Origin of the sequence: Methanimicrococcus stummii (genome assembly GCF_032594435.1) — an archaeon.
Taxonomy (GTDB): Archaea; Halobacteriota; Methanosarcinia; order Methanosarcinales; family Methanosarcinaceae; genus Methanimicrococcus; species Methanimicrococcus stummii.
Window position 1 is genome coordinate 1,485,493 of the sequence record NZ_CP131062.1, and the last position, 24,669, is coordinate 1,510,161.

General features: G+C 41.2%; 20 protein-coding genes. 12 read left to right on the forward strand and 8 right to left on the reverse strand.

The window, feature by feature from the left end:
• Nucleotides 1–22: 22 nt before the first annotated feature.
• Together MmiEs2_RS07010 and MmiEs2_RS07015 are read right to left on the reverse strand one after the other, a co-directional pair.
• The gene (locus tag MmiEs2_RS07010) at nucleotides 23–535 is read right to left on the reverse strand and encodes a hypothetical protein (protein WP_316559153.1); all 513 of its coding nucleotides are present in this window, start codon (nucleotides 533–535) and stop codon (nucleotides 23–25) included.
• 319 nt (nucleotides 536–854) lie between these two features.
• Complete coding sequence (locus MmiEs2_RS07015; protein ID WP_316559154.1) at nucleotides 855–3,284, reverse strand: phospholipase C/P1 nuclease family protein; 2,430 nt, start codon at nucleotides 3,282–3,284, stop codon at nucleotides 855–857.
• Between the two features lie 383 nt (nucleotides 3,285–3,667).
• On the opposite strand from MmiEs2_RS07015, the gene MmiEs2_RS07020 reads away from it, so the two are divergent.
• A complete protein-coding gene (locus MmiEs2_RS07020; protein ID WP_316559155.1) occupies nucleotides 3,668–5,203 on the forward strand; it encodes a 2-isopropylmalate synthase in 1,536 nt (511 codons plus the stop codon).
• Nucleotides 5,204–5,476: 273 nt separating this feature from the next.
• On the opposite strand, the gene MmiEs2_RS07025 is transcribed toward MmiEs2_RS07020, so the two are convergent.
• The 3 genes from MmiEs2_RS07025 to MmiEs2_RS07035 form a co-directional block, all read right to left on the reverse strand.
• Nucleotides 5,477–6,106 (reverse strand): DUF3800 domain-containing protein, encoded by a 630-nt coding sequence (locus MmiEs2_RS07025; RefSeq protein ID WP_316560241.1) that lies wholly within the window; start codon nucleotides 6,104–6,106, stop codon nucleotides 5,477–5,479.
• Between the two features lie 102 nt (nucleotides 6,107–6,208).
• Nucleotides 6,209–7,282, reverse strand: coding sequence for a GTP-binding protein (locus MmiEs2_RS07030; RefSeq protein WP_316559156.1), 1,074 nt, complete (start codon nucleotides 7,280–7,282; stop codon nucleotides 6,209–6,211).
• Between the two features lie 11 nt (nucleotides 7,283–7,293).
• Nucleotides 7,294–8,943 carry a methylamine methyltransferase corrinoid protein reductive activase gene (locus MmiEs2_RS07035; RefSeq protein ID WP_316559157.1) on the reverse strand — a complete coding sequence of 550 codons (1,650 nt, stop codon included), beginning with the start codon at nucleotides 8,941–8,943 and terminating at the stop codon, nucleotides 7,294–7,296.
• 422 nt (nucleotides 8,944–9,365) lie between these two features.
• Between MmiEs2_RS07035 and MmiEs2_RS07040 the strand changes: the two genes are divergently transcribed.
• The 3 genes from MmiEs2_RS07040 (at nucleotide 9,366) to MmiEs2_RS07050 (ending at nucleotide 12,506) form a co-directional block, all read left to right on the forward strand.
• On the forward strand, nucleotides 9,366–10,151 hold the full coding sequence (locus MmiEs2_RS07040; RefSeq protein ID WP_316559158.1) for a helix-turn-helix transcriptional regulator: 786 nt from the start codon (nucleotides 9,366–9,368) through the stop codon (nucleotides 10,149–10,151).
• 10 nt (nucleotides 10,152–10,161) lie between these two features.
• The gene (locus MmiEs2_RS07045; protein ID WP_316559159.1) at nucleotides 10,162–10,950 is read left to right on the forward strand and encodes a helix-turn-helix transcriptional regulator; all 789 of its coding nucleotides are present in this window, start codon (nucleotides 10,162–10,164) and stop codon (nucleotides 10,948–10,950) included.
• Between the two features lie 338 nt (nucleotides 10,951–11,288).
• Nucleotides 11,289–12,506, forward strand: coding sequence for a bifunctional 5,6,7,8-tetrahydromethanopterin hydro-lyase/3-hexulose-6-phosphate synthase (locus tag MmiEs2_RS07050; RefSeq protein ID WP_316559160.1), 1,218 nt, complete (start codon nucleotides 11,289–11,291; stop codon nucleotides 12,504–12,506).
• Nucleotides 12,507–12,651: 145 nt separating this feature from the next.
• Here MmiEs2_RS07050 and MmiEs2_RS08365 read toward each other — a convergent pair whose 3' ends face one another.
• Nucleotides 12,652–12,873, reverse strand: a complete 222-nt coding sequence (locus MmiEs2_RS08365; protein ID WP_420891224.1) for a DUF2798 domain-containing protein — start codon at nucleotides 12,871–12,873, stop codon at nucleotides 12,652–12,654.
• Nucleotides 12,874–13,040: 167 nt separating this feature from the next.
• Here MmiEs2_RS08365 and MmiEs2_RS07060 point away from each other — a divergent pair, with 167 nt between their 5' ends.
• Both MmiEs2_RS07060 and MmiEs2_RS07065 read left to right on the forward strand, forming a co-directional pair.
• The gene (locus MmiEs2_RS07060) at nucleotides 13,041–13,730 is read left to right on the forward strand and encodes an ADP-ribosyltransferase (protein ID WP_316559162.1); all 690 of its coding nucleotides are present in this window, start codon (nucleotides 13,041–13,043) and stop codon (nucleotides 13,728–13,730) included.
• 5 nt (nucleotides 13,731–13,735) lie between these two features.
• On the forward strand, nucleotides 13,736–13,948 hold the full coding sequence (locus tag MmiEs2_RS07065) for a hypothetical protein (protein ID WP_316559163.1): 213 nt from the start codon (nucleotides 13,736–13,738) through the stop codon (nucleotides 13,946–13,948).
• 79 nt (nucleotides 13,949–14,027) lie between these two features.
• Here the strand turns inward: MmiEs2_RS07065 and MmiEs2_RS07070 are convergent, their stop codons facing one another.
• A complete protein-coding gene (locus MmiEs2_RS07070) occupies nucleotides 14,028–15,050 on the reverse strand; it encodes a zinc-binding dehydrogenase (RefSeq protein ID WP_316559164.1) in 1,023 nt (340 codons plus the stop codon).
• A 390-nt stretch (nucleotides 15,051–15,440) separates the two neighbouring features.
• Here MmiEs2_RS07070 and MmiEs2_RS07075 point away from each other — a divergent pair, with 390 nt between their 5' ends.
• From MmiEs2_RS07075 to MmiEs2_RS07100, 6 genes are all read left to right on the forward strand, one after another.
• On the forward strand, nucleotides 15,441–17,429 hold the full coding sequence (locus MmiEs2_RS07075) for a hypothetical protein (RefSeq protein WP_316559165.1): 1,989 nt from the start codon (nucleotides 15,441–15,443) through the stop codon (nucleotides 17,427–17,429).
• Nucleotides 17,430–17,658: 229 nt separating this feature from the next.
• Nucleotides 17,659–20,442 carry a GLUG motif-containing protein gene (locus MmiEs2_RS07080; protein ID WP_316559166.1) on the forward strand — a complete coding sequence of 928 codons (2,784 nt, stop codon included), beginning with the start codon at nucleotides 17,659–17,661 and terminating at the stop codon, nucleotides 20,440–20,442.
• A 98-nt stretch (nucleotides 20,443–20,540) separates the two neighbouring features.
• Complete coding sequence (gene tpiA / locus MmiEs2_RS07085) at nucleotides 20,541–21,206, forward strand: triose-phosphate isomerase (protein WP_316559167.1); 666 nt, start codon at nucleotides 20,541–20,543, stop codon at nucleotides 21,204–21,206.
• A gap of 16 nt (nucleotides 21,207–21,222) precedes the next feature.
• Nucleotides 21,223–22,311 (forward strand): CobW family GTP-binding protein, encoded by a 1,089-nt coding sequence (locus MmiEs2_RS07090; protein WP_316559168.1) that lies wholly within the window; start codon nucleotides 21,223–21,225, stop codon nucleotides 22,309–22,311.
• Nucleotides 22,312–22,377: 66 nt separating this feature from the next.
• Complete coding sequence (locus tag MmiEs2_RS07095; RefSeq protein ID WP_316559169.1) at nucleotides 22,378–22,848, forward strand: pyridoxamine 5'-phosphate oxidase family protein; 471 nt, start codon at nucleotides 22,378–22,380, stop codon at nucleotides 22,846–22,848.
• A gap of 84 nt (nucleotides 22,849–22,932) precedes the next feature.
• On the forward strand, nucleotides 22,933–23,445 hold the full coding sequence (locus MmiEs2_RS07100; protein WP_316559170.1) for a hypothetical protein: 513 nt from the start codon (nucleotides 22,933–22,935) through the stop codon (nucleotides 23,443–23,445).
• Between the two features lie 78 nt (nucleotides 23,446–23,523).
• On the opposite strand, the gene mtaA is transcribed toward MmiEs2_RS07100, so the two are convergent.
• Nucleotides 23,524–24,546, reverse strand: coding sequence for a methylcobamide:CoM methyltransferase MtaA (gene mtaA, locus MmiEs2_RS07105; protein WP_316559171.1), 1,023 nt, complete (start codon nucleotides 24,544–24,546; stop codon nucleotides 23,524–23,526).
• Nucleotides 24,547–24,669 lie beyond the last annotated feature (123 nt).

The window sequence follows — 24,669 nt, forward strand, 5'->3', positions numbered from 1 at the left end:
CCTGAGTTTATATGATTTTTTTTCACATAATTTGCATATGAGTAATACGGTAATAAAGCACCACATATGCAGGCAGGAATGGAATCCATGCAAGCAATCGAAGGGAGAGAACACACTTCTTACAAATGAAACTAAACGCAAAGTATACCCCGAAAAGTAACAAGGAAATGCCGACATAAGGGAAAGGACGTGTCATTATTTCAAAAAGAATAAAAAACAAAGATAGAATGGCAGCTGCTGTTGTTAAAATTATAATGTCTCGATTTATGCTTTTTTCACCATTAATATATGTTGTACGTAAGATTGCATATGAATAATAAAGAAGAATAAATGGAATCACATAAAGAAAACGCACAGCCATTCCGATATAATCTGCAGTAGGGATGCGGAATATCAGAACGGAAAAAATAGATACACATGACGTAAAACCAATCCCATAAAGAAGAACATTCATTTCAAAATTATATTTTTTCTTCAAAACGGAATAAAGAATAATAGTAAAAATCGGACCCAAAAGGTATAGAATTCCAATCATCCCTGAAACTGCCGCTGCAGAAGGAAACGAATTTGTTTTGATTATAGATTTCAAGGCCCATACAAAAGTTGAAAGAAAAGGATATAAAAACAATAGAAAAACAAAAGATAAAATAAAACATTCTATTAATGGAATTGTGTTTTTCTTATTTAATATTTGAACGATAATAGCACACCCTTGAATTTTTTAAAAATAAAACTAAAACCGTTTTTCCATAATTATAGAGTATCACATAATTGAGGAGTTATATTTTGTATTAAAAAATTAAATTATGTTATCACCTCCTTTTTTTATAAAATTTTCGACATATATATTTGACTTAGTGTGTAAAATCGCGGAAAACCCTATGTTGGCTACTGATATAATCTACGTTGGATTGATAACCAACCATATTCGTCCTCAACGTTGATTTATCATTGGCAGTCATATAAGAATAGCTAAAAGTATCAATGAGGGTACCACGATAATATTTTTGAATATTAATCGTCATTCTGGAACCGTCATGGATAAAAGAAACATCGAATGTCATATTCTCATATGCTGTTTTACCATTCACTTGAGATATCACACCTAACTGATTTCCATTTTCATTATAGATGTAAAGATCTCCACCTCGGGCTGAATCAACAAATTTCAAAATTTGCTTATTGTTGAGATAGATAGAAGCAGAATCACCGGAACCCATCGAAACTCTCAAATTTTTTAAATCTATTTCTGAAACACGGAAATGATTTTTGTCAATCTGAAGTGTAGTACTTTGGTTATTAGCAAAAGACCCGCCTGAGTAAGTCCAAGATTTTTGATAATATATATCATATTGGCTGCTAATAAAATCCACATTAGATTGATAACCTGCCATAGACGCTCTCATTTTTGACATACTGGTATTTTTCACATAAGAATAACTGAAAGTATCAATGAGGGTACCACGATGATATTTTTGAAGGTTGATAGTCATCATTGATCCGTCATGAATGAAAGAGACATCAAATGTCATATTCTCATATGCTGTTTTACCATTCACTTGAGATATTACACCCAACTGATTTCCATTTTCATCATAGATATAAAGATCTCCGCCTCGGATTGAATCAACAAATCTCAGGACTTGGCATCCGTCAAGATTGATAGAAGCAGAATCACCGGAACCCATTGAAACTCTCAAATTTGTTAAATCTAATTCACGAGCAGTACTATCAATTTCTTCAAACCAGAGAGTAATATCTCTCTGATTTGTAAAAGTTTGTTGGCTCATTTGCTGGCGACCGGCTTGCATTAAACCGATCAAATATTTTTGCCCTTCACCTATGCAATAAGAAGTCGCATAAAATACAGTAGGAGAAGGAGTATAATTATTACCATGTTCACTTATATTCAATCCGCAATCCCAAGCTTCATCACTGTAACTTCTTGAATTTATATTTTCATTTGAGTAGCGTGCCAATTCTTTGCCCTGAAAACCGGGATCTTGAACAATATATCCGCTGGTGACATCTTTTGAAAATCGGCTGAAATTGTATCCGGTTGTCCAATTTGCTCCAACATAATCATTTTCATAAGCAAAATGAGGTTCCAACTCATCTAAAATAACAGATCTCGCCGCTTGTTTGACAGCATAATTGGTATGCAAGGGCATACTTAAATCAGCCATATAATGAGAGGCATAGGACAAATTAACACATCTTTCTTCAGTTGACCCATATCTTGTGAGAGCGTAATAATCATTAATTTCATGAGGGGCGCCGCCAAATCCGAGCCCAAGAGGATTGTAATAATGTTTATAATTTTGTTCATAGATATGTGGCAAACTAGTCCCCGGATTAAAATAATCAGGTGCAGCTGCATTATTTGAAATAATATCCACATAATTGGAATTAAAACCGGCCCTTTCGGCAGCCCAACGGGACATATCTGCATGAACGTTTGGAGTTGATGAACCCCAATTTGAAATTATGCTATTACTTTTTTTTATTGATGAACTATGGAGGAGGACATTAGAAATATTTTCTAATATTTGGATATCTTCTTTTGAAATTTCAGAAAGTAAAACGTCTTTGTTTTCAATTGTAACAAACAAGACAAGCCCGGTTCGCACATATTTTGCAGGATATTTTTCATCAAATTTTTTCAAAAACGCAATCATTTCATCTGAAGAAGGGTCCTTATTTTTTGAATTTTGTATTATTTCGATGTTTCTTTCTTTGGATGCAGGGCGAGCTGCAAAAATCCAGTAGTTTTCGATGACCCTCAAATCATCATCGATGTACAAAACATTTATATCTTCGGCTTTGGCATCTACTTTTTGCTCTTCAAGCCATAATCCGAACCGCGAAAACTCCTGAAGTGTATCTTCAGAAACATTGATATTTTGCAACTTATCTTTAGAATAAGCCTCGTCGATTGGCACTTTTATATATTCAACGAGTTCTACAGGCTTTGTGTTTCCATCAAAGATAGAAGCATTGATTGAATCAGTACCATCAATACTATCAATAGCATTAAAATCATAGAAAATATCTGTATCTGTTGAATTATAAATCGACACTTCCGCAAAAGGATCGGCCATTAATTCGGTCTCATTTAAACTAAACATTGTGTCGGCTGACGTTGAATTATATATTGAGACATCGGAATCTAAGTCGGATGCCGAGCTGGAGGAAGCTGAATTGCCACCGATACAGACAGATAAACTGGCAACAATAACCATACTTAAAACAAGAAAATTTATCAAAGCTTTTATTTTGATCATAATAATCCACCTAAAATTAGGTCGGATTAAATTAAAACTCAATTCAATCAGACCTGATTTAATTAAAGCTAATATTCCTGTTTATCACGTTTTAAAAGTTATCATAAAACAGAAATATACCATATGAATTGCCGTTTTCATCCCATTTGACTAAATATACCAAACAGGAAACACCAATATAAAAATGATTGTATATATAAGTGGCGAGTGAAAATTAAAATTTTGTATAAAAAGTAATACAAAAATAGCCAGAGATATTAAAAATTATAAAAATTACAACCATTATGAAACAATTAATCAAAGATTTTCCATGAATATTATTAACAAACATATAAATAAAAGAACAAATGTAAATGTTTTGATTACTATGTTTGAAAAGATAAATGCGGGGAGTCGTTTTTTACGACCCTGAACAGGAAAAACAGAATTCGAACAGAACAATAACTATTTTTGACACAACCCTTCGGGACGGTGAACAGACCCCCGGAGTGACAATTCCGTTTGACAAAAAAATTGAGATTGCTTCTCAATTGGACAAACTCGGCGTCGACGCAATCGAAGCCGGATTCCCGATATCTTCTCCGGGCGATAAAGAATCCGTTAAAAGAATAGCAGAGCTTGGGCTTCATGCCGATGTCTGCGGTTTGGCGCGTTCCGTCACCAAAGATATTGATGCCTGTATCGACTGCGATGTCGATATGATTCACGTTTTTATTCCGACATCGGATGTTCAAAGAGAATATACGATTAAGAAAACGCGTGAAGAAGCACTCAATACGGCGGTTGAAATGGTCGAATACATCAAAAGCCACGGCTTTAAATGCATGTTTTCACCCATGGACGCGACACGAACGAATTTTGACTATTTGGTTGAAATCATCAAAGCCGCGAAAGCCGCCGGCTGCGACATCGTCAATATTCCAGACACCGTCGGCGTGATGGTCCCGTCGTCCATGTATGAATTAATCTACAATCTGAAAAAGAATGCAGATATGAAATACGACATCCACTGTCACAACGACTTCGGTTTGGCCAACGCAAACAGCATAACTGCGGCGGAAGCAGGCGCCGACCAAGTGCAAGTCACCGTCAACGGCATCGGAGAACGCGCCGGAAACGCATCGCTTGCCGAAGTCGTGATGGCGCTCACATCGATTTACGGTTTTAAAACCAACATCAAAACCGAATATTTGACGGAAACATCAAAAATGGTTGAGAAATACTCAGGCATAAAAATGCCGCCAATGATACCGATTTGTGGTGACAACGCTTTCTCACACGAATCCGGAATTCATTCTCAAGGCGTTTTGGCAAAATCCGAAACATTTGAGCCCGGCATCATGACGCCCGAAATGGTCGGACAAAAACGCCGCATCATTCTCGGAAAACACGCCGGAAGACATGCTGTTCTTCAAAATTTGGAAGCTGTCGGCATTCATCCGACCGAAGATCAATTGAACGAAATTTTGGCAAAAATCAAAGAAATCGGCGACCGCGGAAAAACCGTGACTGATGCCGACCTTTATGTTGTCGCATCAGTCGTTCTCGGCAAAAAAGGAATCGATGAAGCCATTAAACTCAAAGAAGTCTCAGTCATGACCGGAAATATCGTGACCCCGACCGCCGTCATCCGCGCCGAATCAAACGGCAAAGAAATTATTTCGGCGCAAACCGGTGTCGGCCCGGTCGACGCGGCACTTCGCGCCGCTGAAGAAATCGTCGGCGACACGAAATACAAAATCGAAGAGTTTTCCATTGAAGCCATTTCGGGCGGTTCCGATTCGCTGGCGCGCGTTACAATTGTTCTCGCGAACGAGCGCGGCAAAAGCGTGACGGCAAAATCAGCCAACGCGGATATTGTCATGGCTTCCGTTGAAGCTTTGATTAACGCGATGAATGCGCTTTCAGGAATGGATTAATGTCTACAACCAAATAGGCTTTGCACGAAAAATAGATTTTTCATGAAATCTCCAATTCTATACAAAAAATAAACGCGGATGAGAGCAGCATTTATTATGCACGACAAAGATGATTTGCATGAAAAAACCCAATTAACCCAAATTTTCGTGCAAAGCCAACCAAATAGAAAAACATTTAAAATATGAATATCTACTTTAAAATACACGGGTAAAACCACTTGTGACAGTGTACTGTGTTGCACGACAAAGAGTTCCTGGTGGTACCGTCATTTTTTATTTTATTAAATTATCCTTGAATACATCGTATTCGATCTGTTTTTCTGCATCCAGTAACGAAATGTACTCTGTATTGTTTCGGCATATTTTTTGAGATTCAGACCAAGCTAATATATCGGCAAGCTGGAGACCCGACCAAGATTGAGAATTGCTGTGAAAGATAGATAATTCATTACAGAATCCTGCTTCTTTAAATTTAGCTGTTAAATATTGATTAAAGTCATCGATTAATGCTTGTTTTCCCTTAGATTTGTCAATATGAATAATTAAATCACAATTTTTAAAATGAATACATTTTGCAATGTTTCCTGCAATGCAATTATACAGCTTGTGTTTATTGTTTAAATGATAAGAGTTTTTCAGACTTTGTTTTTCAAAAATAATATGAACAACTTTGAGATTTTCGATTTCATTAAGCTTAGAAACAATTTCAAATTTTAAATCTCGAGACGCTTTATTTCCTTTAATTTCGGAACAATTCTTTAACTCTTTTTTAAACTTATTGCGTCTTACATTTTTAACAATCCGATTAAGAAATGAATCATCTGAAACAATCAAAGCTGTGATAATAAGATGAGTGGAACTGCAAGAACTCATTCCTAGATCCCCACTTTCATCAATATAAATGAGCTAAGATTTCATGAACAAAACAGTCAAATTAAAACATATAAAATAAATTATATCCGGCCGGATTGTATCGTTTTTAAAAAAATAAAATAAAACGTTCAATCAAACACTGAAAACAATTTCATTTTCATTCAAAACGTTTTCAGCCGCTTTTTGAACAATTTCTTGAACATCCATTGATGAAATTCCCGTTACCGCCGACAAAATTTTCAAATTCGGCTTCGTGTCAGAAGTTCCATTCGCCGGTAAAATAAAATCATAAATCGGATCTTCCTCAGCCGTCGTTAAACTGATTTTATAAAGCGCCGAGCCGGATTCCAAAAACAATTTAATGTGACCCAAAAAATCAGGACTTTTTTCGATGACGTTTTCCCGAATTTGAGACATAAGGTCTTTGGCAATTTGCTCAAAATCGGAATCGTTGAGCGACATCAAGCTGTTTTCATCTAAAATATATTCCGCCGAAAACGAGCCGACGCCTGAAGCAGCAATTGAATTGTCTCTTTTGCCGGCCATCAAAAGACTGCCATCATCTGAAATCACTTTTTTCAACTCGACCAAATGAGAGTCGGTATCGCTGCTGCGCTCCAAAATATCAATCAAACGCGCCAGACTTTCAGGATTTTTGGAAGACAGCGTCATGATTTCAGCTTTCGGATTGATTTGCTGAACCGCGGCTTCGATGATTGGAATCATCGGCGGTTCGACCAAATCCGTTTTGCTGACAGCGATGACTTCCGCCTGCGCCAATTGCTGCGCCGCGAAATTTTTGATTTCCTTTAAAATCTGCTTAAACCGACTGCCGTCAAAAAGCGTCAGAAGCGGCGCCATATCATACTCCGTCGACAAATTCATCAGCATAATTTCATCGCGAATCGCGCCGGGATAAGCAACACCGGTTGACTCGATAATAATAACATCGGGATTGTAATTTTCAATCATCAAAAGAAGCGTCGCTCGAAGAGACGTTTTCAGACTGCAGCAAATGCAGCCGGAAGTGATTTCTTTCGTCTCCAAGCCGTATTGAGAAATAATGTCCCCGTCGATGCCGATTTCACCGATTTCGTTGACGATGATTCCGACGGATTTGCCGAGAGACGAATAATAAGTGCCGAGGCGGACAAGAGCAGTCGTTTTACCGCTGCCCAAAAATCCGCCGACAACAATTATTTTCAAGATGAAACCTCTCAGTCATCCGTTTCGGCTTCGACCGCACTGCCCGAGACAGGATCTTCGACGACCAAGTTGTCCCAACTGTACGGCGGCGGCATGAAGCGCAGGCATTTTTTGCAGTTGGAGCCGTCACACAGGTCGGAGCGAATTTTAACCGCGTCATCTTTGTAACTCATCGCATGCGTCGGACACTCGCGAATCTTCTCGGCACATTCTGCGCAGCCGGGCATCGCAACCGAAAGGAAAGTGCCGGTCTGCTTAATCATTTCATAGCCTTCGTCGCCGTAAACCGGAATGTCACGCTCGACAAGACGTTCAACCGCCGGGTTTTCAATCGGGTCGTCTAATTGCGGCAACTCCTTTTTCTTCAGGAATTTTTTGAACATTTTAAAGTCCATGCCTTCGCCCCAGTAAGCCAATTCGAGAATGTAAGCCTCTTTGAAAGCCTCGTCCGTTGCGAACATGATGTGCGTTCCGACGATTTTCGTCGCGATATCTTGAAGCTCTTTCAGCCGCTCATCCGAAATCAGAATTTCACGCGCGGTTTTCAAAGACGTGTTGCCGATTTGCGTAATCGTTGACGCGTTGTACGGATTCATGCCGATTTGCTGCGCCTTTTTCGCGTCCATGTAAGTGCCGGCAGCGCCGGACATATGCGAAATTTTGATGTCCGCCATTTGGATGCCTGCGGCGTTGCAAAGTGTAATGTGTCCGGCACGAAGTGCGCCGATTGCATTTCCGGCTTCTTTGATATCGTGTTCGGTGAACTCGACGCCGTCTTGAAGATGAATGATGCCGTCAGGCGTCTCAATTTTCGGAAGCTTGATGATTCCGTTTTTGATGCCTTCTTCCATGAGCGCGATGACGCCTGTTCCGGTAATTCCTCTCGCGCGAATCGGACCTTCTTCAAAAACGGCACCCGTTTTCGGGTCAACCAAATCGCCTTTTGTTCGCCTCATTTCACTGTCTAAGAGATAGCAGCGAATGTTGCCGCCTTCGAATTCGACATCGCTGATTGCGCGCGGCGACGCTAAAACGCCGTCTTTGATTTCCTGGCCTTCCAATGCCGGGCCGGCGGCGGCAGAGCCTGTATAAATGATGCCGCCTGCTTTTAACGCCATTTCAGCGTTGGTGCCGAAATCCGTTGCAATCGCGATTTCGTCGCTGTCAAGCATGCCGGAATTGACAATCAGCGCCAGCGCGTCGGCCCCGATTTCGTGTTTGATGGCCGGCGGAATAACAACCGTGCAATTCGGGAATTTTTCAAGACCGGAAATTTCGGCGCTGCCGATTGTTTTTGAAGAGCGGTCTTGCTCTTGAATGTTGAGTTTTTCGCGCTTGCGCTCGCCGGCGTAAGCTAAATCTTCAATCGGAATGCCTTGGAAAAGAGAAAGCTGAATCGGATTTCCGCAAACGGAAAGCCTGTACAAGTCGTCAGGCGCAACGCCCAGCCTGTCAATTAAGACAAGAATCGCGTTAATCACCAATTTGTGCGCGTTTTCAAGCCCGTAATTAATCGCGAAATCCATATGGTCCATCACATTCGCGCCCGGAAGCGGGTTGCGCATCGTCACAACCGTTCTTTTAATTTCACCCGTTTCTAAATCCACTTTTTGCGATCTGAAACCGCTGGTTCCGAGATCAACTGCAACGCCTGTTTTCATTTTATACCACACCTTAAAATTGAAAATTGATAGAGTTGAAAGTTTAAGAATTGAAAAATTTTCAATAACTGTGAAAATTTTTCAAGTTAAGTCTGAAGTTTTTGGTTTTTGATCGTGATGGACTTAAAACCGTAAACAGCGAAACCGCCGACCGATAACGGCAAAATAAAATATCAGATACAGTCATCACGAATCATTAACAAAATATAATAAGCGCTATTAGTTAATATTCTTTTCATTCCGAATGTCAAAATACAATCAAATTTAAAAATAACACATCGAATAAAAAATTAAAACGGCGTTATATCAACAGAACCGATTATTTAATAACGAATTAATCATATAAAATAGACATGTGTTTAGGAGAAATTCATAAACGGTGTGCGTGATTAAAATGTGGAATAAATGCGGAGGCTTTAGGCATGAACTCTTTGATTGAAACTGTCTTTTTTTCGGAAAAGCGAAAAGCGGTTCTGATTCTTCTTTTTGAGAAAGGCCCGTTACCGATTGAAACAATTAAATCGGAATTGGACGAGACATCGGTTTCAATTTTACCCCAAATCAAAGTTTTAATCGACAACAATCTGATTATTCAAAATGACGGCATTTATCAGCTGACGCATCTTGGCGAAACCGTTGCCGAAAAAGTATCTCCTTTTATTAAAAATTTACAAGTTCTCGGTGTGAATCCGAAATTCTGGAGCGAACACGACACGAGTGAAATTCCGGAAAACTTGTTTGACCGCATTCAGGAAATCGGCGAATTTGAAATCATTGAAATCGATCTCCGCACGATTTATTACGAACCGAATCCGATTATACGGGAACACATCAAAAATGCCGAATCCGTAAAAACTTTCATTACCTATTACGCGCCGGAATACGTCATGGTTTATTACGACCGCCTGATGTCAGGCGCGCCCGTCTCCATTACGACCAGCGATTACATCGTCAACATGGCCAAAGATTACAAAACCGAAATCAATAATCTGCTTCAATTGGATCGAGCCGAATTAAACGTCTGCTCGGCTGATGTGAAAATCGCCGAAGTCACCGTGACCGATAAAATTCTGCTGATGGTTTTGTATTCAACCGCCGGAAATTTGGATTACGATTTCTTAGCCGCGAAATCGCCGAGCGCGGTTCAGTGGGGAAATGAGCTTTACGATTATTTGAGAAACCGATCTGTCAATAAAAAGGAGATCTGAGGGGATAAAAATGAAAGACGAATCCATTTCCGATGTTCTTTTCTTTTCCGAAAAAAGAAGACAAATTCTCCTTTACCTTTTGGAAGGACCCAAAACGATTGACGACATTAAATCTTATTTAAATTCCAAATCCAGTCCGCTGATGGTTCAAATCCGGATTTTGACCCGAAATTTCCTGATTCAGGAAAAGAACGGCGTGTTTTCATTAACGCCGCTCGGCGAATACACTGTTCGGGAAATGAGAAACATTTTGGATATGTTTGCCGTTTTTGATGAAAATCCGGAATACTGGGGCGAAGCCGAATTAACCGCGTTTCCCGCGTATCTGCTGAGCCGAATCGGAGAGCTCGGCGAAGTGGAGCTGTGCTACCCCGACAAAGCGCACATCTTTGACCGCGCCCGCCCGGTTGAAAAAAGCTTGAAATCGGTTAATTCTTTAATTGAAATCTCATCAATTTTCCGCCAGGAATATGTGACGGATTACGTCGAAATTGCCGAACGCGGCGTCAGCGTCGCATTCATTTTCACGCAAGGCGTGATTGACCGGCTGGAAAAAGAGTTTCCGGAAAGCTATTACAATTACATGAAGCGTGAAAACGTCAGAATTTTCGTCTGCCCCGAGATTAAATTGGCATCCTGCATGGTGACGGATAAAATTATTTCGCTGTCGCTGTTCACGAAAAAAGGATATTTCATCAATCATGATTTAATCAGTTATGACAACAGCGCGGTGTTGTGGGGAACGGATTTGTTCCATCACTTCCGCTCGCTTTCAATGATTCACAATCTTTCGGAATAAAATCGGAACAACAAAGACGAATAAAGGCGGTTTTGCTCCGAAAATGGAAAAATAACGATTCATTGAGATGAATAAGTTAATAAGTTATAATCTATTGAAAACAATTAAATTGTAATCATTAAGAATGAACATCATAACCCACAAGAATAAGTATTATTCAAGATTATTACAAACCCAAAATAAATATGAAAATTTTAAATTATATTTGAATTTTGAATCAAAACCTAATTATAACCCTTTGATTTCATGTTCATTTAGCAGATCATAATTTTCTTTGATTTCGAACATTGGTTCGGGATTTTTTGATCTGTCAGTTGAATTTTTCGGAGAAATGTACAATGCCCAAAGACACGAAATTGCCTTATTTTGAGATCGGCGAAGCCCTGATTGGCACAGGTGCGGAACTTGCGCACGTTGATTTAATGATCGGTTCTAAAGACGGTCCCGTCGGACAAGCGTTCGCAACGGGAATGACACAGCTTTCCGCCGGCCACACGCCGCTTTTGTCTGTGATTCGCCCGAACCTGCCGACAAAACCCTCCACTTTGATTGTCCCGAAAGTGACATTGAAAAAGGGTGTTGACACGACTAAAATTTTCGGTCCTGCTCAGTCCGCCGTCGCAAAAGCCGTCGCCGACGCTGCCGAAGAAGGCATCATTCCGAAAGAAATCGCAAATGACATCGTGATTGTCGCAAGCGTTTTCATCGCGCCCGACGCTGAAGATTTCGGCAAGATTTACAAATTCAACTACGGGGCCACGAAATTGGCAATCAAAAGAGCTTTGGAAGGATTCCCGAGCATGGACAAAGTCATCGAAGAATCCAACAAATCCACGCACGCAATCATGGGATTCAAAGTCACCAGACTTTTCGACCCGCCGTATTTACAAGTTGCTTTTGACACAACCAGTTTGGACTTTGTTTTACAGGCTGTCAAAGAATTGCCGCAGAACGATCACTTGCTCATTGAAGCCGGAACACCGCTCATCAAACGTTTCGGAACAGATGTGATTTCCAAAATCCGTGAAGTCAGACCCGACGCATTCATCGTCGCCGACCTTAAAACGCTTGACACAGGCAACTTGGAAGCAAGAATGGTCGCTGACGCTGCCGGCGATGCGATTGTCGTCTCCGCGCTTGCGCCGCTTGAAACCATTGTCAAAGTGATTGACGAAGCCCACAAGACCGGTATTTACGCAATTGTTGACACGCTCAACATGGAAGATCCGATTCCGCTGATTAAAAATTTGGTTGCAAAAGGCGCAATCCCCGATGTTGTTGAACTCCACCGCGGTATTGACGTTGAAAACAACGAATACGCCTGGGGCAGCATCGACGGCATCAAAGAAATCAGCCCGAAAACGCTTATTGCCGTTGCGGGCGGCGTTAAATTGGAAACAATTCCGTTGGCGCTCAAAGCCAAAGCTGACATTTTAGTTGTCGGCCGCGCAATCACCGGCTCAAAGAACCTTCGCGGAACAGCCGAGCAATTTATCGCAAAAATCGGCAAGCCCGAAATTGACCAGTCAAGAATCACAACCGACGGTTCTGACTAAATTAAATTTTAAAAATCTTGAATCGGGTGTTAAATCCGATTCCTCTTTCTTTTTTATTTTTCGTAAAACGGGATACGTTTTTTATTTCATTTTTGAAAAAATGTTTTGCTCACACGCGGCGGCGCAAACACGAATCGCAGCCGATTTAATTTTTGTTTTTCAAAATTTTTCCGGAAATTTTTTGAATATATTTCGGCAGGAACATGGACAGCGGAAACGCAACGCAAAAGCCGATGAACCAACCTCTCATCCAAAGAAACGGAAAGGCCGATGTCGGCCCGACGTTTACCAAAGTCATCACCAGCGACATACAAAAAGACATTGTAATCGCCATTAAAAATCCGGAAAGCAATCTTTTAGAATCCATATTTATTCCCTGAAACTGAAAAGGGAAGAAGATATAAATAAAATTGAGCTGAAAAAAAGGAGATTAAATTTGAATGTATTTTCCAAGTCCGTTTTTAAAAGTTTCGTTTTTAAAAAAAACGATTTCGTTAAATTTGTCTGTTGTTTTTTAAATTCATGAATGAATTAATGAAAAAAACAGCGGAAAAAACAGAAAAACCAACCGATTCGATAAATGTTGTTGCCGAAAGACTCGAGCTTCTTCAGGAATATACAACTTTTTTAATCCCTTACAATAACAGAAAAGATTTGACGAATGTCGAAAAAGTGTGTATCGGAAATTATCAAGATGTTCATCATTGGAACAATCAAAAACATGATTGGAGTTTTTCGCTGCCGAAAGAATGGAGAGAAAAAGCTTGGTGTTATGTGATTAATTCATGCTGTCGAAATTCCGAGCTTTATGATTTAATGACGAATGAAGAAAAAAGCTTGATTGAGTTAAATATTCAAAATCTTGATAATGCGATTCAAAAAAGTAAAGCTGACAAAGATTTTTGGATATACCGAGGAGTCAGCAATATTGATTGGCTGAAAGACTCAAATGTCGGCGGAAAATATGCCGAAGATGCTTTTGGAAGCTTCACGCTGGATTTCCGAAAAGCTTTTGGATATACCAATCCTGAAAATCCGATTCTCTTTCAGTTAAAACTTAAAAAAGGAATGAAAGCATTATATGTTGATCAAGCCGAAGCAGAAATATTGAGGCCTCGCCGGATTAGATATTATATCAAATCTGTAAAAACCGAAAAAATTCAGCTTACAAAATTCATAAATATAGAAACAGTTGTATACACTATTGAAGAATTAAGGATGTGAAAAATATGCGTCGCGAAACATTTGATGAAATTTTTACATATATCGGTCAAGTGCCGCCGCCTCAAACGCCTGAAGAAATTGAAGAACATGAACAATATCTTAAAGAAGCGCAAGAGGATTTAGACCGCCAAATCCAACGAATTCAAGCCGGTATCCGATTGGATGGAACACGATATGAAAACGGTGAAGACGGTATTTGGTTTGATGAAGAAAAATAAGATTTATAAAAAGAAAAAAGAACGGATGAATAATTTTCATCCGTTTGCAAATGAATTTTATCAATTTTTAAAAACGGAATTAATCCCATTTAATAAAAACAGCCGGCTTAATCAAATCGGCAGGCTTCTCGTCCATCAATTTGAAAGCGTCTTCGATTTTGTCGAATCCGTCGAATCTGTGGGTGATTAATTTTGCCGGATCAAAACGATTGTATTGAATCATTTCAAGCATTTTCTCGATACGGCGCGCGCCGCCGGGACAGAATCCGCCGCGAATGTCTTTGTTGGACATGCCGAGACCCCAATCCCATGCCGGAATTTCAAAAGTTTCGGTTGCGTCGAAGAAATTCATGTTTGAAACAATGCCGCCGGGTCTGAGCAGCTGAAGCGCCTGATTGATTGTGTCGGTCTTGCCGCCTGCAACAATCACGCGGTCAACGCCTTTACCGTTTGTCAATTTCAGGATTTGCTCGACAATGTCGCCGTCTTTGTAGCTGATGATGTCAGTTGCGCCAAACTCTTTGGCGACGGCCACGCTGTTCGGGCGTGTTCCGACCGCGATGAGGCGGCCTGCGCCTTTGAGGTGCGCGCCGGCAACAGCCATCAAGCCAACCGGACCGATGCCGATGACGACAACCGTGTCACCGAATTCGACTTCCGCCTGCTCGACACCGAAGAAACCGGTTGACATCATATCAACCGTCATTAAAGCGGCTGCCATGTCCATGCCTTCGGGAAGTTTAACCAAGTTCGCATCTGCCTGATTGACGTGGAAAAATTCGGCGAAAACGCCGTCTTTGGAAAGCAAGAATTTGAAACTTGCCATCAAACCGTGATCGTGGGCATTGTATTTGTTGCTTTGAAGGTCTGTTGCCAGCCAATCCGGCGTACAGCACGGAACAACAACAATGTCTCCGGGTTTGAAGCGTGTCACGAGTTCGCCGACTTCGACAACTTCACCAATTGCTTCGTGTCCGAGAATCAAATTTTTCTGATCTCCCGAACCGCCATGGCTTGTGTGCGTGTCCGAAGAACACGGCGCAACCGCAACGGGTCTGAGAATCGCATCTAAAGGACCGGCGACGGGTTTTTCTTTTTCCATCCATCCAACGTTGTTTACGGATAACATACCATATCCTTTCATTTTTATCACCAGTGTATACTCAAAACTTAAGGTTTTAAAAATTTATCGGTTAACATTAATGAAAAATAATGATAATTAGATTTTGATGAGATGAAACTGCGTCATCAATAAAAAATAAAACAAATTTGCTGATAAATCAATAATTTAGCATAAGATATATAATATTAATATAAAAACGTATAAATAATAATTGGAAAATAACCCACTTGGAAAAATAAAACGAAAATGCAAAAACGAAACAAAATGAAACGACATTATAAAAACGGCAACGATGGCAGCAATGGGAACGGCAACGAGAGCAATAGCGGGGCAATACGATGACAATAACGATTTACAAAGGTGATTATTTTGAAAAAACAGAACGAAAAACTATTGATTGCAGCAGCCGTTTTTTTAAGCATTTTGCTGATATGCGGAACTGCGGCGGCTTTGGAAGGCTCCGGAACTTCAACCGACCCGTATAATATTTCCGACACTGCCGATTTAATTGAACTGGCCGGAATTATTCAAACCCAAGCCGGCGATGATTATTATATATACTGCGTTCAAACGCAAGACATTACGTTTGACGATCCCGAAATTTTGGACGCTTCCAAATATCCCGATTTTGCCGGCAAATATCTCGCGGAATACACCGCAGAAAATGAGCCTGCCGACAAAATGAGCAATTTTCAATTGATCGGCACAAGCACAAAGCCGTTCAAAGGCGAATATGACGGAAACGGCAAAACAATTTCTAATTTGTATTTCAGGCAGTGGGAAGTCAGAAAAGGCAACAACTATCTAATCGGTGTCGGTCTTTTCGGATACACGGAAAACGCGAAAATTAAAGATCTTCGCATTGAAGATTCGCATATTTTCGGAAGCCAAAAAGTCGGGTCAATCGTCGGTTATGCAAGCAATACTGAAGTTATCAACTGTTCGTCAAACGTTTCCATTGACATTTTAAATTTCGAATGCGGCGGTCTCGTCGGAACCCAAAGCGGCGGAAAAATCGAAAAAAGCTTTTTTGACGGGGAAATCACACCCGTTACGAATAAATTCATCGGCGGAGACGAATATGTTTCAGCCGTTAACAAAACCGGCGGCATTGCCGGAAATCAAATATCCGGCGGCATAATAAAAGAATGTTATTCCGCTGCAAAAATGCATGTTCAAGATGCGACAGCTGTCGGCGGCATTACGGGAGAATTGGGAGACGGAACCATTTCGGATTGCTACGCCGTTTGCGACATGGAAGGCGGACTGGGAACGGGCGGCATTGCCGGCGGCACATTCATGAAAGGAGAAATTAAGAATTGCTATACCGTCGGAACAACCGGTTATGAAATCGGAGAAGGTGTCGGCGGTATTGTTTCATGTATGATTATATTCAATTCGGTAAATTTAGAAAACAATATGAATCTGCTCAAAGAAATAAAAAGCACCGACGCTTATTTGATCAGTTACGGAAACAGAAATAACGAGTGGGCCGACAACAATTATGCTTGGGAAAACACAATTCGAACAAAGCGAACAAACGGAAGAGGAACAGACGGAACGGAGGTCACGTCCCGGCAAGTTTGGAGCACATTTCCGAATCAGGCGTGGGACGGATGGGACACAGGCATTTGGAAATTGAACATTTATGACGATTACAGGCTTCCCGTTTTTGTGTGGCAGACGGAAGAGTTCCAAGAAGATGCGTCTTATTTGCGCGCGGAATTGCCTGAAATCATCAATTTGGAAATTTTAGAATCAAATGAAGACAGCGTTTTGCTCGGATTTGAAGTGAATTGGAAAACGGAAGAGCCGACCAAAGACGATTGGAAAACGGAATTGTTTTACGGCACGAGCGGCGCAGGCATTTTCGCGGCAACCCCGATAACCGCCGATTATGATGACGATTCCGGAAAATACACGGCAACTGTTTTGAATCCGGATGCCGATTCGGAAACGTCTCAAACGTATTATGCGTGGGGAACGGCAACGCATAAAACGGAAGGCATTTTCATCAACGGCTCGTCGATTGAATTTAAATTCGAGGCAGATCAGCCCGGCGGAAATGAAAACGGCGGCGGAAGCGGAGGAGGCACCGGCGGCGCAACCGTTGTTGACAAAGAAGACGGCGGCGGCGGAAACGAACCCGAAAAACCGACAGAAATTCCGGATGAAAACAATCCTGGCGACAACAATTCGGACGGAAATAATTCAGGCGGAAACGTTCCCGAAGATGTAAAGCCCGAACAGGTGCCGAATATGATTTGGATTTTGCTGATTGATTTGATTGCCGTTGCGGTGTTTCTGATTGTTTGGGTCATTGAAAATAATCAGGATGAAGGGGATGATGAAAAATAAAAGTTAAATTCATAATTTGAAAAAGATTTCCCGAATATACAAATTAAATGATGGAATAATAATTACTTCATAATAAATTATATATATCAAATTTAAGAGTAATTATTAAATCATTTAATTCAAAAAGGGAAAAACAAAAATGCGTTATATAAAAACATTTTTTTTATTTTTTACGATTTTTTTAATCTTCATTTCATTCACCGGGACAGCCTATGCAGCGGGCGGAAATTTGGCTTATGAAAGCGGCATTTATTGGATAGAAGATGCCGATGATTTAGCCGAGCTTTATCGGTATCCCTCATCCGGAAATTATAAAATTCGTGAAAATGCGAATATGGACATGACCGGGAAAACATTTACAGTGATGCCGAATTTTTACGGCATTTTTGACGGCAATAATGTTGAAATTAAAAATTTAACAATTCAAGCAAGACCGTCTTCCCTCATAACAGGAATGTTTGGAAATTTGACCGGTGGAACAGTGAAAAACATGAAATTTTCAAATGTAACCGTTGCCGGTTATATTCCGGCTGTCGAGCCCTCTGGTTATACTTACATGGGTGTCGGCATTATTACCGGAATTTCAAACGGATCTGTTATCAGCAATATTGAAATTTCCGGGTTTAATGTTTCAGGAGATCGAAATACAAGCGCTATTGTCGGACGTTCAAACAATACTTCGATTTCTGAAATCAAATTACTTCCATATGCAAACGGAACAAATTCAGAGATTTCCGGGAAAAACAACACAGGAGAAATTGCAGGAAGTTTGGATCGGACAAATGTTCAAGATATAGAAATCCAAAACATTTCCGTAACAGGAAATAATGGTGTTGGTTGTATCGGATCGGGCGGTGCAAATAATTCTTCAGTGAAAAATATTATCATAAACGACGTGGTCATGAATGGTAACGGAAGTGTAAGTGCTGGTATTGGAAATGGTCAAACTTTTACACTTGAAAATATTACAATACGAAATGCAACAGTCACATCCGTATATGAGAATGCAGGAATTCTCGGCGGTTTTTTCCCGGGATCATTTTATAAATCTGTTATAACAAATTGTCATGTTTATGACAGCGAAGTAAAATCAAATAGCGGAAGTGCAGGCGGATTTATCGGCCAATTCGTCGGAGGATCAGCATCGCATACAAATGTAATAGATATGGGAACAATAACGGATTGTTCTGTTACGAATACAAGTGTTTCAGGAATTGTTGTTGGTGGGTTTATAGGAGGCGGAACCGGAATAATTCGGAATTGTTTTGTTGAAAATTCGGAAAAAGAAATTAAATCTGCTGCCAACGGTTTCTCCGGCGGATTCATCGGATTATTAACGCTGGATTCGCATGTAGAAAACTGTTATGCAAATACAAATATTATTTCAGAGAGTTATAACACAGGAGGATTTATAGGATTTGAACTGTTTGAACCCAACCCCCATGTTTGGCGGCATGTTGAAAATCCGATTATAAAAGATTGTTATGCAACAGGTACAATTGAATCAACCGGTAATATTACAGGTGGATTTATCGGCCTGACAAAAGAGCATACAAAAATCGAAAATTGTTATTCTGACATTGATATTAAAAACGCAACAGAATATGCAGGCGGATTTGCAGGTGTTGTCTCAACCGAGGTTGTCAATTGTTACGCAACCGGAAACGTCACTACCGATTCTGATTATGCAGGCGGATTTGCCGGAAAAATCAATGGAAGCGGAAACGTTACAAATTGTTACGCGACCGGCGACGTTGAAGCTTTTACTGCCGGCGGATTTGTCGGGCATTTAACCGGCGGAAATATTGAAAATGTTTATTCGACCGGAAATGTGACCGGTTTGTTGGCAGCCGGCGGTTTTATCGGAGCGGCTGAAACGCCGGCCGGAAATACTTCCGTTGTTAAAAATGTCATGGCGCTGGGCGGTGAAGTTGTTTCTTCTAACATCGCGGATTGTTTTGTTTCTTTAAATGACGGCGCGAATACGTTTCAAAATTGTTATGTTTGGAACGGCATTAAAGCGCAGGACCGCAGTATTTCGAATATTCTCGGGCAAGATGTCACGTTTGTCAAATCTTACAATGTTTGGGACGCGTTTGGCAGCGGAAATCCGGAGTCGATTCCGGTTTGGGACGCGAGTTGGAGCGGCGCGGACTGGAGAATAAATTCGTATGATATTGATAATACGTTTTTGCTTCCGATTTTGAATTGGCAGACGAGCGCGCCTGACGCGGACGCTTCTCATTTGCTTTATTTGACGGAAATTGATATTGCGCCTGTTGCTTTGACAACGGCCGATAATGAAAATGAAGCGAATTTTGAAATGACGGTTGATGCTTTGGAAGTCAAATACAGTCAAATCTATTATCCGGAATGGGAATGGAATTTGCATTTGGCGTTCAGCGCGGATGACGATGATTTCATCAGCCCGGTCGCGTCTTTGGCAGACATTGACTGGCGCTTGAATCCGCATCAGACGGGAAAGCAAAGCGTTTCTGAGACGCTGCCTTACGTTTGGGGAATGACAGATTTGACAGCAGCGGCGCGTTCTTGGTCGATTGATATTCCCGAATATTTCTACAAAACAGCAACGTATCATAAGAACGACGGCGGCGTTGACACAGCCGATGTTTTGTTCGTTGAAAACGGCGTTTTAAAAGGAAAAACCAAAGACGAATTGAACTGGGAAAACAACGGCTTGGTAATTACCGGCTGGAACAGTTTGCCGGACGGCACCGGAAGCATCAGTTTCGCGCCAGGAAAGAAAATTGTGCTCGCAGGCGACGTTGATTTGTACGCGCAGTGGGGAAAAACGCCTGAAAAATCAACTCAAAACAAAAACATTCTTGAAATCATTTTCGAGCGCGGAGAAAGTTCAGAGGGCGTTATTGAAAATAAGCCGGGAACAGCTTTTGAAAGAAGTTTGCCCGAGATCGCTTCGTCGGTAATCGTCTTGTTCTTTGTGTTAGCGATTGCCGTTTTCGTGTTTGTGAAAAGACAAGAAGATGATTAAAAAGAATGAGAAATTATTCTCTTTTTTGTTTCTTTTTTTGAATAAATTTATTAATCTATCAATACATTGTTCCACCTACGAATTAAATTGGTGAAACTATGTCTGTTTTTATTCTTCTCAACTGCAAAACTTACGATGAAGGAACCGGCGCGAATGCCGTGAAATTGGCGGAGGCCTGCCGCGATGTCGCTGAAAGCGCCGGCGTTGACATTGCAATCGCGCCGCAGATTCCGGATATTTTCCGCGTCGCGTCTGTCGTCGATGTTCCCGTTTATTCTCAGCACATTGACGGCGCAGGACCCGGAAGCCATACCGGAAAAGTGTACGTGAAAGCTGTTTTGGAAGCCGGCGCTGTCGGCAGCCTGATTAACCATTCCGAACGCAGAATGACGCTCGCGGACATCGAAACGGCAGCAGGCGCGCTTCGGGCGAACGGCATGGCAAGCGTGATCTGCACCAACAATATCGCGACAACGGCGGCGGCGGCAGCGCTCGGGCCGGATTTTGTTGCGATTGAACCGCCCGAATTGATCGGATCGGGTATTCCGGTGTCAAAAGCAGACCCGGGCGTTGTCACCGGATCGGTTGACGCGGTGAAGAAAATCAATCCGAATGTCAAAGTGCTTTGCGGCGCAGGCATTTCAAAGGGCGAAGATTTGAAAGCGGCGCTTGAGCTCGGCGCGGAAGGCGTTTTGCTGGCATCGGGAATCGTGAAGGCGAAGGATCCGAAAGACGCGCTTTACGATTTGGTTTCTTTAATTTAACAAAATGGGGATTTTTATGAGGATTTTTCTCATCGGCGGTTTTTTGGGCAGCGGGAAGACGACAACCATTTTAAAACTCATTGACAGGCTGACGGCGGACGGCAAAAAAGTCGCGTTGGTTGTTAATGAAGTCGGTGAAATCGGCATTGACGGCGAAACGCTTGAAACTGCCGGCATTCCGTCAAAAGAGCTGACAAACGGCTGCATTTGCTGCTCGCTTGTGATTAATCTCAGAATTACGGTTTCGGAAATCGCGGACATTCACAATCCCGACATTTTAATCATGGAGCCGACCGGCCTTTCGTTTCCGAGCCAGATTCGGGACGAGCTTTTGAACATGAATGTGATGATGTCGTTTGCGCCCGTTGTGACGCTTGTCGATGTTTCTCGTTTGTCGGCGGAAATGAGCCAGATTCCGAAATTTGTGGAACAGCAATTGAAAGAAGCGGAAATTATCGGCATCAATAAGATTGATTTGGCGAATGAAGCGAAAATTGAAAGCATCGAATCGTTTTTGAAAGAAATGAATCCGGATGCTTACAAGCTTCGGATGTCGGCGACAAATGACGAATCGGTTGACAAGCTTTATGAATTAATAATGCGCGAGGGTGAGGAAACCGTCAGCTTAATTGATTCCAAAGACGCGAGGTCGAAGGTAACTGAAAATTTAAATTCGATTGAAATTTCAAATGTCAGCACGTGTTCGGGATTGTACAAAATCGAAGGCGAGCTGACGGAAAAAAGCGCCGGCAAGCTTTTAGAAAATATTATTGCCGCCGCCGGGGCTGATATTTCAAATGTCAACAAATCTTTTGTCGGCCATATCAAAATGGCAATCAAAGTCGGCGGCACGCTTGTGAAAGTCAGTCAAACCGCCGGCGCCGATGATCGAAAAATCGAAGCGGAATACATCAAACAAGAAAATAATGCGGCGGAAAACAACGGCAACTACGAACTGCGCTTTTTGGCGGCGGTCACGAACGTTAAGAAAGAAAAGATTGAAGAAATCATTGCCCAATCCGTCGGCGTTTTTTTAACGGCGAAGAAATTGTCGTTTGAAAAGGAAATTATAAAAGACAACTCAAAAAAGCCGATTGTTCTTTAATTCATTTTAGTTTTATTTTCAATTTTTTGTTTTTATTTTTGTTTTTTATTTTAGAGGGGGAAAATTATGCAAAATCGAATGAAAACACATCCGTTGACCGAAGACGAAATCAATATACTTTTAGACGAGGAAAGTGTCGGCAGATTGGCAACAATCGGCGCCGACGGGTTTCCGTACATCGTTCCCGTTCACTTCGTGCACCACAATCAGAAAATCTACATTCACGGTTTAATCCGCGGCCAAAAATTGGATAACATCGCCGCCAACCCGAATGTCTGTTTTGAAGTCGATCTTTTTGAAGGATTCATCATGCCCGACGAAAAATCGCCCTGCGACGTCAACACGAAATACAGAAGTGTGATCATCACAGGAACGGCAAAAGTTGTCGAGGATGAAAAAACCAAAGAAGAGGCTTTGAATGAAATCGTTGAAAAATATACGCCGACTTTAATGGGAGCGCCGTTTGGGAGCGGGATTAAGGCGACGGCGGTTATTGAAATTTCGGTGGAAGAGTGTACGGGGAAATATTATAGTTGAAAAGTGAAATACAATTAGAGGAGGAAGAGAATTATTTTAGAATTATTAGTTCCAATAATTACATTAAAATTAATAGCAGATTCAGTGGAAAATTTTGAATTAGTAATGGTTACTAATTTGCTGATTATAATTATAGCCTACATTATAATACAAATGAGGAGAATATATAAATATTCAGAAATACCGAACCTTATTGTTATTACAAATGCATTTTTAACAACAGCAATCATTTTTTTCACGAGTAAAATATATGAACTGACAAAAAATGTATTTGAAGATGGGTTTTTAGAAACAATAAAAATATTGAATAAAGAAGGATTTCCCCCAGATGATGTTGGAGTTTTTCTCTTCTTTGCATACCTAAGTTTATTGATTGTGTTGATTGCATGTTGTATTATTGTAAACATGATTTCAGATTTCATAAAAATAGCAGCAAAAGAGTCTGAGAAGGAACAAAACGAAGAAATTACTGAACGTAAATTACTCAATGATCTTGCAAATATAATTAAAAAACACCCACGAAGATCATTAGGTTTTGTGACAATAATTTGTATATTTTCAATTTTAAAGATATTATCGGTTATAATAACCGATTAAAAACAGAAAATAAAGAAAAGGCAAACTGCCTTTTCTCTCTTTTTAAAAAACAATTTAAAAATTAAAAACAGAAACAAATTACTGGTAGTATTTGTCTCTTGCAGCAATCATGGCTTTGATGTTTGCTGTCGGTGTCATCGGTGCGATACCGCAGCCGGGTGCGAGAACTGCAACGCCGGAATCAAGCGCGTTGTTGACAGCTTCCGTGACTTTTTCTTCGTCGCCGCTTAAGAGGACGAAGGGACTTGAAACGTTGCCGACCATGACAGCGCGACCTTTTGTGAGGTCGACGGCGCCTTTGACGTCTTCAACTTTTTCTTCAACGCTGAGACCTTTGCAGTGGCAGTCGGCCATGTCGTTGAGAATTGCCGTCACATTACCGCAGACGTGGAGAACGACGGGCGCATTGACTTTGTCGGCGAATTCGGTGATGGTGCCCATGAGTTTGTCATGGAAGTCCTGCGGGCTCATTAAGTCCGGAGAAGAAACGGGGTCAGCGATACAGATGACATCTGCGCCGGCTTCAACCATCAAGTTTGCGTATTCGATTGCGGCTTCGTTTGCAAAAGCATTTGCCTGAGCGAGCGCATCGGGGTTTTTGATGGACCATTTCATATAAGATTTAACACTGACAAGGTCGGATGCGAGTGTGATCGGGCCTTCCATGCCACCGATAATCGGGACATCGGGGCCGACTCTTTCGCGGACCATTTTGATTGCTTCAATGACAGCAGGGATTCTGCCGGCGGTTTTTAAGTCCGGTTTGGTTGCCGCGTCAAGCATTTCAGGTTTTTCGTAGGGGTGCGCGATAACAGAGGGCTGTCTGTTCTTTGTACCCATGTTGATTTCACAGCCCATTGCTTCCGCAAGGACGGTTAAACAGTACGGAACACGAACGGCTTCGAGGCCTGCGATTTCGTGCGCTGCGATTGCGAGGTCTGCCATCATCTTGGCATCAGACTGGGATTCGGGCCACGGCGCATTGACTGCGTCCATTAATTCAACAGTTCCTGTTTGTGTTACAGAAACGCACGGTACTTTTTCAACAGCTTCGCCATTTAAGGCTTTGAGTAAATTCTCTTTGAGTGTCATATATTTCAATCCTTCAAAAGATTATTAAACGCCCTTATAACTTTAAAATTGTAAATTGTCAAGGGGATCTAATTGTAAATTACACCACATATAGAAAATAACAAAGCGATTATAAATATTTTGTTTCATTTT